Origin of the sequence: Campylobacter sp. TTU_617, from assembly GCF_016599045.1 — a bacterium.
Classification (GTDB): domain Bacteria; phylum Campylobacterota; class Campylobacteria; order Campylobacterales; family Campylobacteraceae; genus Campylobacter_D.
In genome coordinates, this window is sequence record NZ_JAENKV010000020.1 from 1 (window position 1) to 15,693 (window position 15,693).

Below are 15,693 nucleotides of genomic sequence, written 5' to 3' on the forward strand. Positions count from 1 at the left end.
ATTAAAGCATCGACTTCTTCACTAAGTTCAACAAAAACACCAAATTCTTTTATATCTCTAACAATGCCTTTGACTATATCTCCTACTTTATGTTCTTTAGCGTAACTTTGAACAGGGCTTTGAGTCAATTCTTTTGCACTTAAAGAGATTTTTTGATTTTCTGTATCTATTTTAATAATTTTAACTTTTATTTTATCTCCACTTTTAAACAAATCTTTACATTTGATATTTCTATTCCAAGAAGCATCTTCATTATGTAAAAGTCCCTCTATAGAATCAAATTTAACAAAAGCACCAAATGAAGTAATAGAAGTAACTACACCTTCTACAATATCACCACTTTTATACATTTTGATAAAATTCTCAAAAGGTTTTGTTAATAAATTTCTTAAAGATACCCTTAAACGTCTTTCTTCTGGATTTATTTCAATCACTTCAACATCAATTTCTTGTCCCTTGCTAAGATAGTCTTTTGGTGTTTTAATATTTTTATCCCAAGAGATTTCACTAATGTGTAAAAAACCTTCTATATCATTGCCTAAATCAACAAAGGCTCCATATGATTCTATATTTGATACTACAACCTTAATAGTATCTCCAACTTCTAAATTATCTTTTATCTCCATCCAAGGATCTGGCAAAGCAGCTTTAATAGAAAGAGAAAGATGCTTTTTATCTTTATCGTATTTTATAACCTTAACTGGAACTTTATCACCTTCTTTATAAAAAAGATTTGGATTTACAGGACCTTTATACGAAATTTCACTATAATGCACAAGTCCATCAATTCCTCCAACATCAACAAACATTCCATAAGTCGTTATTTTTTTAATAACTCCTTCTATAAGATCTTGTGTTTGAGTAATATTATAAATAGTTTCTTTTCTTTTCTTTCTTTCTTCATCTAAAATCTTTTTTCTAGAAACAACAATACTTTGATTTTCTTTATCAATTTTGATAATTTTAACTTTAAAAGTTTTATTTAAAACATTAGCATTTTCTTTAAAACCATACTGAGATTTAGGTAGAAAAAATTCAACATTATCTTTATCAATAGCTATAAGACCGCCTTTATTTTTTCCTATAATTTTAACCTCAAAAATACTTTCTTGATCTTCTTTATAGTTTTCAATAAACCAAATTACTTTTTCTTTTCTTAAAGCTTTACTATGAGATATTAAAGATTTTCCATTGCGTGACCCAATGATAGCAACTTTTATTTTATCACCTATTTTAAATAACAAATCAGAATTCTTATCTTGAATTTCACTAAGTTCTAAAATTCCTTCTGATTTTTCTCCTATATCTATAAAGACTTCATTATCTTTAATACCAACTATAACACCTTCTGTTATAGTTTCTTTATTTGATTTATCAAATGCCTCTAAAAGTTGTTCAAAATCTTCGTCATCAAAAATTTCATTATCTTTTTGAATCTTTTTCTCTACCTCAATCATAGGGTTCCTTTTTAATATTTAAATTTATGAATTGTATCTTATTTTTTATAAATTAATACTAATTTTTTCTTTATTTAAAAAAATAATTCCATTTTATTGAATCTCAAAAGACTTAATTTCGTTTACAACTTCTTGAATTATCCAATCAGGAGTACTAGCTCCAGCACTAATACCGCATAATTTTTTATTTTTAAACCATTTTTTATCTAGCTCATCTTTAGTTTCTATCAAATAACTATCATTACAATAATTTTTTGCAATCAAAAAAAGTTGCTTAGTATTAGAAGAATTTTTTCCACCTACAATAATAACAATATCGCTTTTTTTAGAAAGTTTTGCAATAGCTTCTTGATTTTTAAAGGTTGCATCGCATATAGTGTTAAAGACTCTTACTTCTCTTACTTTTAAAATTAAAAAATTTACAATTTCCATAAAATCTTTTACTTTTTTAGTTGTTTGAGACACTACAGCTATTTTATTAGAAAAATTAATATTTTCTAATTCTTTTTTATCTAGTACAACATAAGCTTTAGTACTTACATAACTTTTTACTCCTTTTACTTCTGGATGATTTTCATCTCCAAAAATAACGACTTCATAACCATCCTTGCTCATTTTTTCACAAATTTGCTGAGGTTTTGTTACAAAAGGACAAGTAGCATCAAAAATTTCAATTTCTTTTTGTTTTAAATTTTCTAAATCTTGTTTTGTAATACCATGAGTTCTTATAATAGCTCTTTTTTCATCGCTAAGTTCTTTAACATCATTAAGAGTTTTAACATTAAATTTTTTCTTAAGGCGCATAATTTCTTCATTATTATGAATCAATGGTCCAATTGTTGCAGCATTTTTAATTTGCTCTGCTTTTTTAATTGCTCTTTTTACTCCAAAACAAAAACCATAATTTTCAGCTAATTCAATCTTCAATTTGTGCTCCTAAATTTTTTAAAATATCCTTAAAATTTGGAAAAGAAGTTTTAATACACTCACTTTGTTTAATCTCAATTCCACACATTAAACCTAAAATAGCAAAAGCCATTGCAATACGATGATCATTAAAGCTTTCAATTATAGCTTTTTTAGGCGAACCCGATACAACTTCAAAACCATCATACAATTCTTTAGCTACAATACCACATTTTTTTAAATTTATTACAATACTTTTTATGCGATCACTTTCTTTTACTCTTAATTCTTTGGCATTTCTTACCCTACTTTTACCCTTGGCAAAAACAAAAGCTATAGCAAGGGCTGGCAATTCATCAATAAGCCAAGAAATATTTTCTTTAATTTCTATGGCTTTTAACTGACTACTTTCAACATAAATTTCACCAATATCCTCAAAATCTCTTTTATTAATTTTATAAGTAATTTTGGCTCCCATTTTTCTTAAGATCTCATACGCTTCAATACGTGTTTTATTAAGTAAAATATTTTTTAAACAAATAGAAGAATGAGGTAATATAAGTGCTGCTAATGCAAAATAAAATGCTGAAGATGGATCATTAGGTATAGTAATATTTAAGGCTTTTAAGGGGCTTTTTAAAGGATTAATTTTAATTTCTAAATGATCTTTACTTATATTAATTGGTGCATTCATAGCTTTTAACATATTTTCACTATGATCTCTACTTAATTCTTCTTCTTTATAAAAAGAAGTTGAATCTGCATTAAAACCGGCTAAAATCATTGCTGTTTTAAGTTGAGCTGAAGAAATTTTACTTTTAAAATCAAAAGATTTTAATTTTGTTCCTTGTATACAAAGTGGAGCAAAACTTGTATTTTCACGCCCATAAATTTTTGCTCCTATTTTCTTAAGAGGCTTGCAAATTCTATCCATAGGACGCTTATTTAAAGAATTATCTCCATTTAAAACAAAAAAGCCGGGTATTCCACTTAATAATCCTATTAACAAACGCATCGTTGTTCCAGAATTACCACAATCTAAAACATTACAAGGAGTGATTAAGGTAGTAGGTGGGGTAATTTTAACCCAAGTATTTTCAATCTCAACTTTAGCCCCTAAGGCTTTAAGTATAGTTAAAGTTCCTAAAGAATCTTCTGCTAAAAGATAATTTTTAGCTATACTTGATTCTTTAGCAAGTAAGGAAAAAATAGCAAAACGCTGAGAAATGCTTTTATCAGAAGCAATATCTTCTAATTCTTTATTAAAAAACCCTAAAGGGTGAACTTTCATCTTAAATGCAAACCTAAATCTTTTAAACCTTCTAAAATTTTATCCATACACGAAACAACTTCACTATCTTCTAAAGTTTTTTCCTTATCTCTAAAAATAAAAGATATAGTAAGACTATATTTATCTTGCAAGGTTTCATCTGTATAAAGATCAACGATTCTAAAACTCTCTAAAATATCAAAATGGTATTTTTCTATGCAAGTTTTAATTTTATCATAAGAAAAATTCTTAGGAATTAAAATGCTCAAATCTCTATGAATACTTGGGAATTTGGAATAAATTTTAGCTTTTTTTTCTTTAAAATTAATAGCATCAACATCAAGCTCACACACATAAGTTTTAAGTAAAGATCTTGCATTTTCAATCTTTAAATGCAATCTTCCTATAAATCCAATTTTAATATCATTAATATATAAATCAGCTTGTTCATAAGGACTCAAAAAAGCATAATTAGAAGCAACTAGTTTAAAATCTCCTATAATATTTTTAATATCAAGCAAGAAATCGTAAAAATTAACTAAATTAGGTTTTGCTTTATTAGAAATTTTACTCTCTTCTTTATAACCTGAATGTATAAAAGCTATATGATTTAATTCTTGATTATCTTGATTAAATACTATTCCACTTTCAAAAAGTTTAACTAGTTTTTTTGAATTTTTAATATTTAAGCTTGCTGCATTTACAAGATGATTTAAAAGCGTAGTTCTTAAGGTATTTAATTCTTGATTTATAGGATTAATAAGTTTTAATTTTATAGGATTAAAACCAAAATCTTTTAGCTCATCTTCACTATCTAAAATAAAGTGCAAACTTTCAAAATAGCCATTATTAACAGCTTTTAATCTTAAATCTAAAAGTTTTTTATAATCTTTATGAACTAAATTTAATCTATTTTTTTCAATAAAATTTAAATTCTTAGATTTTATATTATCTATCCCTATGATTCTAACAACTTCTTCGCAAATATCAGCCAAATTTTTAATATCTGGTCTATGAATAGGAGGTTTAACATTTACCAGGCCTTCTGCGAAAAAAATAATTTCAAAACCTAATTTTTTAAGAATTTTTAAAATCTCATCCTTATCAATAGCTTGTCCTATAATATTGTTTATAGTTTCAATATTTAAAGAAATACTAGGAATTTCTTTCTCTTCTGAAATTTGTTGAGAGCTACTATAAATAACTATACTTGGAATAGTTTTAAATATCTTTAATAAAAAATCCATTCCTAGATTAAGTTTTGGCTCACTTCCTCTAAAACTTCTATAAAAAACATCATTATCTTGCTCTTTATAAACATTTTTTGCATTAGCTATTATAAAAGGATCTGTATAATTTGCTTCTATGATAATAATTTTTGTTTCTATATCACATTTTAACTTCTTCTCTTGATATATACCGCTTATTCCTAATATTTGATTATTACAAGAAACTTTTGTAACCCCATTAGCTTCTTTACTTAAATTAAAAGTTAATTCTTCGCCTTCTTTACTTAATTCATTAAAATTATAAGCATTAAAAAGCACTCCGGTTGAATAAGTTGTATAAAAAAGAAAATTTTCAATTGTATTTGTTTTTAAGACTCCTGCCTGAGCTAATCTTAAACTATATAAAAGTCCAAGTGTTATATTTTCTTTAATTTCAATAGCTCTGTAATTAAACAAGCTATTAAGGCTTTTTTCAGACTGAAGTCTTAAAATTCTACCGATACCCAAAACATTTTCTTCTTCTTTAAAGACAGAAAGCTTTTTTAAATCTAAATCCCAAGCAGTTGCCAAATCCCTTGCTATACCATAAATACTTAAGCAATCCCCTCTATTGGGAGTTAATTCAACCTCAATCAAATCATCATTAAAAATACTATACTCGTTTAAAGCTCGACCTAACTCTAATTTACCTATACTCTCATCTAAAACTAAAATTCCGTCATTAATTTTAGCAAAACCTAATTCAACAGATGAACAAAGCATTCCATAAGAATCTACCCCTCTAAGCTTTGTCTTATTTATCATCATACCATTTGGCATTAAAGCCTCAATTAAAGCCACAGCTACAAATTGTCCCTGTGCTACATTGGAAGCACCACATACAATCTGTAAAATCTCACTTCCAACATCTACTTGACAAATACTTAATTTATCAGAATTTTCATGTTTAATTTTTTCTTTAACAAAACCTACAACAATTTTATCAGGAACTCTTAATCTATAAGCATTAGCAACCTCTATCCCTATAGAATTTAAAGTATTGACCAATTCATTTAAATTCTTTTTTTCTATATCAAGCCAATCACTTAACCAACTTCTTGTAATTATCATCTAAATTGCTCCAATAATCTTAAATCTCCTTCAAATAAAGATCTTAAATCAGGAATTTGATGAAGTAGCATAGCAAATCTTTCAACACCAAGCCCAAAAGCATAACCACTTACATTTTTATAATTTACAAAATTATATACATTAGGATCCACAATACCGCAACCTAAAACCTCAAGCCACCCTGTATTTTTACAAACCCTACATCCTTGACCTTTACAAAAAACACAAGAAATATCAACTTCAGCAGAAGGCTCTGTAAAAGGGAAAAAGCTTGGACGAAATCTAATATTAATATCTTTAAACATATAATGTAAAAAATCCTCTAATACACCTTTTAAATGGGCAAAACTTATCTTTTGTCCCTCTTCTACTACAAGAGCTTCAACTTGATGAAACATAGGAGTATGCGTTATATCAAAATCTCTTCTAAAAACAACACCAGGTGCTATCATACGAATAGGTGGTTTTTGCTTTAACATAGTTCTTATTTGCACAGGAGAGGTTTGAGTCCTTAAAAGTCTTTTATCATCAAAATAAAAAGTATCTTGCATATCTCTTGCCGGATGAGATTTTGGCAAATTTAAAGCTTCAAAATTATAAAAATCTTCTTCAATTAAAGGACCTTTTTCAATGCTAAAATTTAAATTTAAAAAATATTCTATAATCTTATCCATAGTGCTAAGAACTGGATGTAAAGCTCCTGAAGTAGAAGTTTCATCAAAATAAGTAAAATTTAAAACATCTTGTTTCATTTTTTCATTTAATTCTAAATCTTCTAATTCTTTTAATCTCAAAGCAAAAAAATGATTGAATTCATCTTTTTGCTTATTTAATATACTTGCCAATTCTTTTTTTTCTTCTCCATTAATATTCTTAAGCTCTGAAAATTTTTGCGTTAGAATACCTTTTTTTCCAAGAACTGAAACTCTAAGATTTTCAAGATCATTTAAATTACTACATTTTTTAATTTGTTCAATAATTTGTTGCAATTTTTTACCTTACTTTCATAATAAAAATTTAAATTATTTTATAAAAATAAATTTAAATTCACAATAAAAATTCTAAGATATAATTTTAGAAAAATATAAAGGACGAAAATGCGTGAAAAAACTATTTTTGAAAAAATTGTTGATGGAGAACTTCCTTGTAATAAAGTCTTAGAAAATGAAGATTTTTTAGCCTTTCATGATATTAATCCTAAAGCTCCTATACATATTTTAATTATTCCTAAAAAACATTTTAAAGATTTTCAAGAATTTGATCCTAATTTGATGGCAAAAATGACTTCTTTTATACAAGAGTTAGCAATACTTTTAGAGCTCGATAAAAAAGGATATAAGCTTTTAACAAATTGTGGAAAAAATAGCGGACAAGAAGTTTTTCATCTTCATTTTCATATGCTAGGTGGTTTTTAAAAATTTTAGCAAAAGTAAAATTACTTTTGCTAAATTATAATTTAGGACCAAATTTACTATATTCAATTCCTTCTTTTACATCTTCATAACGTTTAAAATTTTCTATAAACATCATAGCTAATTTATTTCTTGTATCAATATATTCATTTTTATTATTCCAGGTATTAATAGGATTTAAAAGCGTAGTTTCAACACCATTTAAAGACTTAGGTATTAATAAATCAAAAACATCAAAAGTTTCAAATTTACATTGATTAATGCTACCATCTAAAATAGCATTAATACAAGCTCTTGTAGCTTTAATACTCATTCTTTTACCAACCCCATACTTTCCACCACTCCAACCTGTGTTTATTAAATATACATTAACCTTGTGTGTATCTATTTTTTCTCCTAATAATCTTGCATAAACGGTTGGATGAAGCGGCATAAAAGGCTCGCCAAAACAAGCAGAAAAAGTTGCTTGTGGTTCAGTAATTCCGCGTTCTGTTCCCGCTACTTTTGCCGTATAACCACTTAAAAAATAATACATAGCTTGTTCTTTATTTAATTTACTAACAGGAGGTAAAACCCCAAAAGCATCAGCTGTTAAAAAAATGATATTTCTAGGATGAGTTGCTTTTAAGTCTTTTTTATGATTTTGAATATGCTCAATCGGATAAGAAACTCTAGTATTTTCAGTTTTTGAAGAATCTGCAAAATCAACACTTTTATCCTCTCTTAATACAACATTTTCTAAAAGAGCATTTTTTTTAATGGCTGCATAAATTTCAGGTTCATTATTTGGATCTAAATTAATTGTTTTAGCATAACATCCACCTTCAAAATTAAAAATTCCCTCATCATCCCAACCATGTTCATCATCTCCTATTAGTTGTCTATTAGGATCTGTTGAAAGTGTAGTTTTTCCTGTGCCACTTAATCCAAAAAATAAAGCTACATCACCATCTTTCCCTACATTAGCGCTACAATGCATAGAAAGCTTATTTTCAAGCGGAAGCCAATAATTCATCATAGAAAAAATTCCTTTTTTCATTTCTCCGCCATAATAAGTCCCTCCAATAATCGCTATATTTTGCTCTATATTAAAAACAACAAAAACTTCCGAATTTAAACCATCTTTTTTAAAATCTTCATTAATACATTTACAAGCATTATAAACAATAAAATCTGGATTAAAATTTTTTAATTCTTCTTCTGTAGGTCTTATAAACATATTTTTTACAAAGTGGGCTTGCCAAGCAAATTCAGTAACAAAGCGAACACTTTTTCTAGAATTTAAAGAAGCTCCACAATAAGCATCTTGAATATAAACATTTTTTCCACTTAATTGTTTTTTAGCCTTTTTTAAAAGCTTTTCAAATAATTCTTTTGTGATATGCTGATTAATTTTTCCCCACGAAATATAGTTTTGAGAAGGATCTTGTTTGACAAAATATTTATCTTTGGGACTACGCCCTGTAAATATCCCTGTATCAACACAAAAAGTACCATTTAAACAGCTTTCACCTTCTTTATTATTTTTTTCATGCTCATTTAACTCTTCGTAGCTTAAATTATAAAATACTTTTATATTTTCCAAACCTAATGCATCAAAATTTTTCATAACTTTTCCTTAAAAATTTATTTAAAACTTGCAATAATTTGACCTTCACTTACGCTATCACCTAATGATACAAAAATTTTCTCGATAACTCCATCTTTTGGAGAATTAATATCCATTTCCATTTTCATAGCTTCTAAAATCATTATCTTTTGTCCTGCTTTTACTTCTTCTCCTTCTTTAATACAGATTTTAAAAACATTACCAGAAATCTCAGAAGATATTGCTTGTTTATTATTAAAATTATTTTGTGTATTTAAATTAACTTCTTTTTTTTCTTTAACAATTAAATCTTTATCATCTTTTGGGTTAATTTCAACATCATATTTATTTCCATTAACTAAAACTTCAAATTTATTTTGTTTTAACGATAAATTTTTAGATAATTCATCCTGTATTTTGCGAATATTGACTTTAGCTTCGCCTTTTAAAAAAGTTATTCCTTTTTCTTTACAAGCTGCTACAATAAAAATATTTTCTTCACTTTCTTCAATATTATGTTCTTTAAGAATTTTTTTAATATAAGCTATACTTTTTGTCTCATCCTCATCTGCTAAATCGATAGCCAATTTTGTAGTTGGTTTTAAATTTAATTGTTCTGCAGCAAGATTTACAATCTCATCATCTGGTTTAACTGGAGTTTTTCCAAAATATCCAAGTATCATTTTACCATAACCTGGTGCAATTTTTTTCCAAGGACCAAAAATTACATTATTAAAAGCTTGCTGAAAATAAAATTGCGAAACAGGCGTAACTGAGGTTCCAAATCCCCCTTTTTCTACAACCTCTTGCATAGCTTTAATCACTTCAGGAAGTTTATTTAAAACATTATTATCTCTCATCATTTGAGTATTCGCTGTTAATGCACCTCCTGGCATAGGAGAAAATAAGATAAGAGGATTTGTCATAGAGGCTTCAGGAGGTAAAAAATATTCTTTTAAACAATCTTTTAAAACTTCTTCGTATTTTAAAACTTTTTCTTCTTCTAATCCACCCAAATCATAATCTCTACCTTTTACAGCATGAAGCATTGTCAAAATATCAGGTTGAGAAGTTCCTCCGCTTACTGGAGCTGCTGCTAAGTCTATACCATCTACACCAGCCTCTAAAGCCGCCAAATAGCAAGCAACACTTACTCCGGCACTTTCATGAGTATGAAATCTTATATGTGTTTCTTGTGGCAATATTTTCCTAGCCATTTTAATTGTTTCATAAATTTTATTTGGATTTGAAGTTCCACTAGCATCTTTAAAGCAAAGACTTGAAAAAGGAATTTGTTCTTTTAAAATTTCTTTTAGAATTTTTTCATAAAAAGGAACATCATGGGTTCCTTTACAACCCGGTGGCAAATCCATTAAAGTTATAGCTAACTCATGTTTTAATCCATACTTATTTATACATTCTGCACTAAATTTGAGATTATTAACATCATTTAAAGCATCGAAATTTCTTATTGTTGTCGTTCCATGTTTAGCAAATAATTTAGCATGCAAATCAATTATTTCTCTACTTGCTGTTTCTAAAGCAACAGTATTAACTCCTCTTGATAATGTTTGCAAATTTGCTTCTTTTCCAACAATTTCTCTAAATTTATCCATCATTAAAAAAGCATCTTCATTTAAATAAAAATATAAACTTTGAAATCTTGCTCCACCACCAAATTCAAAATGAGTTATCCCTGCTTCTTTTGCAGCTTCTAAAGCAGGGAAAAAATCATTCATTAAAACTCTTGCTCCATAAATTGATTGAAAACCATCTCTAAAAGTAGTATCCATTACATCTATAAATTTTTTAGCCATACATTTTCCCTAAAAATCTAAATTCTTAAGCATTATACAAAAATTTGATAACACATAATAAAAATTATTGCCAAAGGTGCAATAAAACGAACAAAAAATAACCAAAATAAAAAAATCTTTCTATTTAAAAATTTGCAAAAAATTTTGTAAATTCTTTTTTTGTCTATAAAAAAACCAACAAAAATAGAGCTTGTTATTGCTCCTAAAGGTAATAAAAAATTTGAAGTAAAATTATCTAAAATTTCAAAAAAATTAACTTTTAAAAAAGAAAAATTTTTATTAAGAGATAGAATACAAAGTATTCCTAAAATATAAACAATAAATCCTATAAAAACTAATGCCTTTATACGCGTTATTTTATAATTATTTATCATATAAAAAACAAGAGGTTCTATCATAGAAACTGCAGAAGTAATTCCGGCAAAAAACAAAGCTAAAAAAAAGATGAAGGCTAAAAAATAACCTAAAATTCCAAGTTGTTTAAATAAGCTTATTAAAGAAATAAAAACTAAACTAGCACCTTGAGAGTGAGGATTGGCATCGAATTCAAAAATAAAAGTAAAAACTATGAGTCCCATCATTAGTGAAATCAAAAGATTAATCAACACAATAAAAATTGAACTTTTGATAAAATTCGTTTTTTTATTTAAGGCTACTGAATAAGTTACAATACAACCTATACCAAGACAAAGGGTAAAAAAAGCAAGACCTAAAGCTTTCAAAACAGATTGAAAATTAAAATTAGAAAAATTAGGATAAAAAAGATAATTCAAAGCTTTAATAAACCCATTATCAAAATTGATACAAACAATCAACATAAAAATTAACATTAAAAAAAGACTAGGCATTATAATAATATTAAGCTTTTCAATGCCTTTTATCAGACCCTTAGAAACAATAAATAAAGTCAAGAAAAAAGATAATGTATAAAATAATAAAGAAATACTTAAATTTTCACTAGTTAAGTTTATAAAATCAAGCTTTGCCACTTCTAAATTCACAGGTAAATAAAATATACTGGTAAAAGTATATTTTAAAACCCATCCCATAATCATAAGATAAAAAGAAAGAACAAAAATTCCTCCCAACATAAACAAACCAGCATAACGCCATTTTTCAGGATATTTAATAGCAAGACTTGAATAAGCATTTGCTAAATCGCTTTTACTTAATCTTCCCATAGCAATTTCTGCTAAAAAAACACTAAAACCTATCGTTAAAGTAAAAAATAGATATAAAAGGACAAAAATAAAACCTCCATTTTCTGCACTTAAAGTTGGAAATTTCCAAGCATTTCCAAGACCTATTGCGCCTCCAGCCACTGCTAAAATAAAACCTATTTTACTAAAATAATTTCTCATAATTTATCTAATAAATGTACTAATCATGATAATAATAACAGCTAAAGGAGAAATAAAACGTAAAAATATATACCAAAGCTCAAAATAAATTCCTCTCATATAAGGTTTAAAAAGAATTTTTAAACCTTCTTTCTTCATAATAAAACCAACAAAAATGGCTACCAAAATTCCACCAAGAGGCATAATAATTTTACTTGATAAAGAATCTAATATATCAAAAAAACTCATTCCAAAAAAACTAAGATATCCTTGAGTAAAATTAAGATAAGATAAAATACAAAGAATACCTAAAATATATACAACAACTCCAATGATTACAAGAGCTTTTTTGCGACTCATTTCATAAGTATTAATAAGATAAAAGGCAAAAGGTTCTATCATGGAAACTGCAGAAGTAATTCCGGCAAAAATCAAAGATATAAAAAAAGCTACAGCAAAAATAGAACCTATAATGCCTAATTTAGAAAATAAGGTTGATAAAGAAATAAAAATCAAACCAGGACCACTTACAGCTGGATCCGCATTAAATTCAAAAATAAAAGTAAAAACTATAAGTCCCATTAAAATACCTACTAAAATATTAATAAAAATAATATTTAAAGTACTAGTAATAAAATTTGTTTTTTCAGGCAAGCTAGCCGAATAGGTAACAATAGTTCCAACTCCTAAAGAAAGACTAAAAAAAGCCATACCTAAAGCTTCTAAAATAGCAGAAACGGAAATCTTTGAAAAATCTGGAATAAATAAAAATTTAGCTGCCATATAAAAACCATCTTTACTCATTGTATAAACAAGCATCATAATAAGCAAAATAAATAAAGTTGGCATCATCCAAATATTTAATTTTTCAATTCCATTTTTAATACCTTTAGAAACTATATAAAAAATAAGCAAAAATACCAAAGTAAAACAAATAAACTGACTTAAAAAATCTTTATGCAATAACTCACTAAACTGATTTTTTGCAGAATTAATATCAAAAGGAAGTTCAAATGTAATACTTAAAAAAACATATTTTAAAATCCAACCAATTATCACACTATAAAAAGAAACAATTAAAATACTAGCTATCATAGTAAAACCAGCAAAAGACCATTCTTTTTTATATTTAGGCGCTAATATTTTATAAGCATTGACAGGATCTTTTTCGCTTAATTTGCCAAGAGCTAACTCAGCAAGAAAAATCACAAAACCAACCCCAAGAGTTAAGATAAGATATAAAAAAACAAAAGCTGAACCTCCATTTTGTCCAACTAAAGTTGGAAATTTCCAAGCATTTCCAAGACCAACAGCCGATCCTGCTACGGCCAACACAAAACCTATTTTTGAAAATTTAGAACTCAAAATATAACCTTTATCAAAATATTTATTTTATTTAATATTAAAGCAAAAAAAAGTTTAATTTTTATTGAGATAAGTAATTTTCAATAAAAATAAAGTTAAATGATTATATAATTTTAGCTTATAATATACTTTATCATTTAAAAGTAGGGATACGCAAGCCGAAATTATGATTTTAGTATTTTATAAATTATAAAAAGGATTTATTATTATGAAAAAAACTATTTTTTTATTATGTGCTTTAACAGCAGTTGCCTTTGCTGAAACAAATACCACAACTCAATTAGGTATCCAAGGAACAATGGATGCATGGATTAAAGCATTTTCAGTCTTAGCGGCTGGTTTAGGAGTTGGAGTTGCGGCTTTAGGTGGTGCTATAGGTATGGGAAATACAGCAGCAGCAACAATAGCAGGAACAGCTAGAAATCCTGGGCTTGGATCTAAGTTAATGACTACAATGTTTATTGCTCTTGCTATGATCGAAGCGCAAGTTATTTATGCTTTAGTTATTGCTTTATTACTTCTTTATGGAAATCCTTTTCTATAAAAAGCTTCTAAAAATTTAGAAGCTTTTTTAAATTTATGCGGTTATGGTGGAATTGGTAGACACGCTATCTTGAGGGGGTAGTATGCTTCGCATGTGCGAGTTCAAGTCTCGCTAACCGCACCATTTTTATATATATTTTTTATAAATCAATAACTTGCATACTTTATCTGTTTTAATATAAAAATTATCTTTTAAGGCTTCATTTAACGTAGCACTAGCCAAAAGTGGCAATGTTAAATTCTTAAGTGGGTATTTAAGATTTTTTGAACTAATTTTTATATGTGGATCAAAACAAAATATAGAAATTTGTTGCCCTTTAACACTAGAAATCTTACAGGGAGTTTTAACAACTTCAAATTCGCCATAATCACTTTTCATAATAACATTTTTACAAGCTTTAGCATATAAAAGTAATAAAGAGATATTCCCTAAAGTATGATCTTCTCTTTTACCAGTAGCTCCTAAAATTACAAATTCATTAAAACCTAAATTTAAACCATAATAAAAAGCTTTAGATAAATCATTGCTCATTTGTTCTTGAATATAAACAATTTTTTCAAAATATTTTTCTTTTAGCTTTTTATCGATACTATCTAAATCACCTATAATTACATCTACTTTAATACCCAAACGATCAATATGTGCAATTGCCCCATCACAAACTATAATAAAAGGTGCATTTTTTAACTCATTAATTAAAAATTTCTTTTTAGGAAAAGCACCATTAGCAAGTATATAAGCTTTCATTATAACTCTTTTTCCATATAAAATAATAATATAAACCAATAATTAAAAAAATAATCATATTTAAAAGTTGAGCTATATTTTCTTTAGAATATTCAAAAATTAAAAACCAAATTAAAACATTAGTAATATTAGCTAAAGTAACTAATAAGTAATTTTGAATATATCGTTTTACTTGTAAATAAAATGCAACAATTTGAGCAACAACAGCAAAACCATTAAGATACGCAAATGTAGTATTAATTTTTTCTAAAAAAATTCCATATAAAATTGTTAAAATTAAAACTATACAAAAACTAATTATAATATTTTTAAATTTTAAGCTTCTAATATTAACAAAATTATTTTCATTTTGATGATTTTTCCAGTGTATAATACCCAATATATTCATAGGTAAATAAATAAGATTTAACATAACATCGCCATACAAATTAGTTTTATAGGCTATATAAATATAACAAATAGAATATATAATACCAAAAATAAAACAAATTAGTTTCTTAGCTCCAGCAAAAAATGCATAAATAATTCCGCACGAAGCAGTAAAAATACTTAAAATATCTGTGCTAATAATTAAACTTGTTAAAATAACAAAAATTAGAGTCGCTAATAATGAGAAATAAAATTTAAAAGATAAATCACTTAATTGAGTTTTTAACAAAACTATCCTTCCTTACGCAAGTATTATCTTGCAAGTTCTAAGGGTATAATCTCAGCCTAAGCACCCCTTGGATAAATAACTTTATATTATTATAAAAAATTATATTTTAGTAAAATATTAAAATATTTAATAAAACATCCTTCACCCCCTTATACTTTTAATCACTCTAAAATCATCTAATATCTTTACAATATCACTAGCCCCACTTATTAACATAAAATCAAAATATCTATCTTTATTATTGTCAAAT

At 26.6% G+C, this 15,693-nt stretch carries 13 protein-coding genes, 1 tRNA gene and 1 riboswitch; of the genes, 3 read left to right on the plus strand and 11 right to left on the minus strand.

Features of this window, described 5'->3' with window-relative positions; translation table 11 throughout:
* From GQV94_RS07115 to pheS, 5 genes are all read right to left on the minus strand, one after another.
* Nucleotides 1-1,457: 30S ribosomal protein S1 (locus GQV94_RS07115; protein WP_200170361.1), on the minus strand; the 1,457-nt coding region annotated here is incomplete at its 3' end.
* Nucleotides 1,458-1,550: 93 nt separating this feature from the next.
* A complete protein-coding gene (locus GQV94_RS07120; protein ID WP_200170362.1) occupies nt 1,551-2,384 on the minus strand; it encodes a 4-hydroxy-3-methylbut-2-enyl diphosphate reductase in 834 nt (277 codons plus the stop codon).
* A complete protein-coding gene (gene aroA, locus GQV94_RS07125; RefSeq protein WP_200170363.1) occupies nt 2,374-3,654 on the minus strand; it encodes a 3-phosphoshikimate 1-carboxyvinyltransferase in 1,281 nt (426 codons plus the stop codon). Before aroA ends, GQV94_RS07120 begins: the two co-directional genes overlap by 11 nt.
* On the minus strand, nt 3,651-5,972 hold the full coding sequence (pheT, locus tag GQV94_RS07130; protein WP_200170364.1) for a phenylalanine--tRNA ligase subunit beta: 2,322 nt from the start codon (nt 5,970-5,972) through the stop codon (nt 3,651-3,653). The genes aroA and pheT overlap by 4 nt, the downstream gene beginning before the upstream one ends.
* Nucleotides 5,969-6,961: a phenylalanine--tRNA ligase subunit alpha gene (pheS, locus tag GQV94_RS07135; protein WP_200170365.1), complete on the minus strand. Its 993-nt coding sequence runs from the start codon at nt 6,959-6,961 to the stop codon at nt 5,969-5,971. The genes pheT and pheS overlap by 4 nt, the downstream gene beginning before the upstream one ends.
* Nucleotides 6,962-7,069: 108 nt before the next feature.
* On the opposite strand from pheS, the gene GQV94_RS07140 reads away from it, so the two are divergent.
* Nucleotides 7,070-7,387, plus strand: a complete 318-nt coding sequence (locus tag GQV94_RS07140; protein WP_200170366.1) for a histidine triad nucleotide-binding protein — start codon at nt 7,070-7,072, stop codon at nt 7,385-7,387.
* Between the two features lie 34 nt (nt 7,388-7,421).
* Here the strand turns inward: GQV94_RS07140 and pckA are convergent, their stop codons facing one another.
* Genes pckA through GQV94_RS07160 form a run of 4 tightly spaced genes read right to left on the minus strand, consistent with a single transcriptional unit; the run spans nt 7,422 to nt 13,494 of the window.
* Nucleotides 7,422-8,993 (minus strand): phosphoenolpyruvate carboxykinase (ATP), encoded by a 1,572-nt coding sequence (gene pckA, locus GQV94_RS07145; RefSeq protein WP_200170367.1) that lies wholly within the window; start codon nt 8,991-8,993, stop codon nt 7,422-7,424.
* A 17-nt stretch (nt 8,994-9,010) separates the two neighbouring features.
* The gene (locus GQV94_RS07150) at nt 9,011-10,789 is read right to left on the minus strand and encodes a biotin/lipoyl-containing protein (protein WP_200170368.1); all 1,779 of its coding nucleotides are present in this window, start codon (nt 10,787-10,789) and stop codon (nt 9,011-9,013) included.
* 32 nt (nt 10,790-10,821) lie between these two features.
* Nucleotides 10,822-12,150 (minus strand): sodium-dependent transporter, encoded by a 1,329-nt coding sequence (locus GQV94_RS07155; protein ID WP_200170369.1) that lies wholly within the window; start codon nt 12,148-12,150, stop codon nt 10,822-10,824.
* 3 nt (nt 12,151-12,153) lie between these two features.
* Nucleotides 12,154-13,494, minus strand: a complete 1,341-nt coding sequence (locus GQV94_RS07160; RefSeq protein ID WP_200170370.1) for a sodium-dependent transporter — start codon at nt 13,492-13,494, stop codon at nt 12,154-12,156.
* A 208-nt stretch (nt 13,495-13,702) separates the two neighbouring features.
* Between GQV94_RS07160 and GQV94_RS07165 the strand changes: the two genes are divergently transcribed.
* Together GQV94_RS07165 and GQV94_RS07170 are read left to right on the plus strand one after the other, a co-directional pair.
* Nucleotides 13,703-14,038 (plus strand): F0F1 ATP synthase subunit C, encoded by a 336-nt coding sequence (locus GQV94_RS07165; protein WP_200170371.1) that lies wholly within the window; start codon nt 13,703-13,705, stop codon nt 14,036-14,038.
* Between the two features lie 37 nt (nt 14,039-14,075).
* Nucleotides 14,076-14,161 (plus strand) — tRNA-Leu (locus tag GQV94_RS07170).
* Nucleotides 14,162-14,164: 3 nt separating this feature from the next.
* Here the strand turns inward: GQV94_RS07170 and GQV94_RS07175 are convergent.
* Together GQV94_RS07175 and pnuC are read right to left on the minus strand one after the other, a co-directional pair.
* Nucleotides 14,165-14,785, minus strand: a complete 621-nt coding sequence (locus GQV94_RS07175) for a thiamine diphosphokinase (protein ID WP_200170372.1) — start codon at nt 14,783-14,785, stop codon at nt 14,165-14,167.
* Complete coding sequence (gene pnuC / locus GQV94_RS07180) at nt 14,763-15,443, minus strand: nicotinamide riboside transporter PnuC (RefSeq protein WP_200170373.1); 681 nt, start codon at nt 15,441-15,443, stop codon at nt 14,763-14,765. The genes GQV94_RS07175 and pnuC overlap by 23 nt, the downstream gene beginning before the upstream one ends.
* A riboswitch (TPP riboswitch) is annotated at nt 15,436-15,521 on the minus strand. Its footprint overlaps the gene before it by 8 nt.
* Between the last annotated feature and the right edge of the window lie 172 nt (nt 15,522-15,693).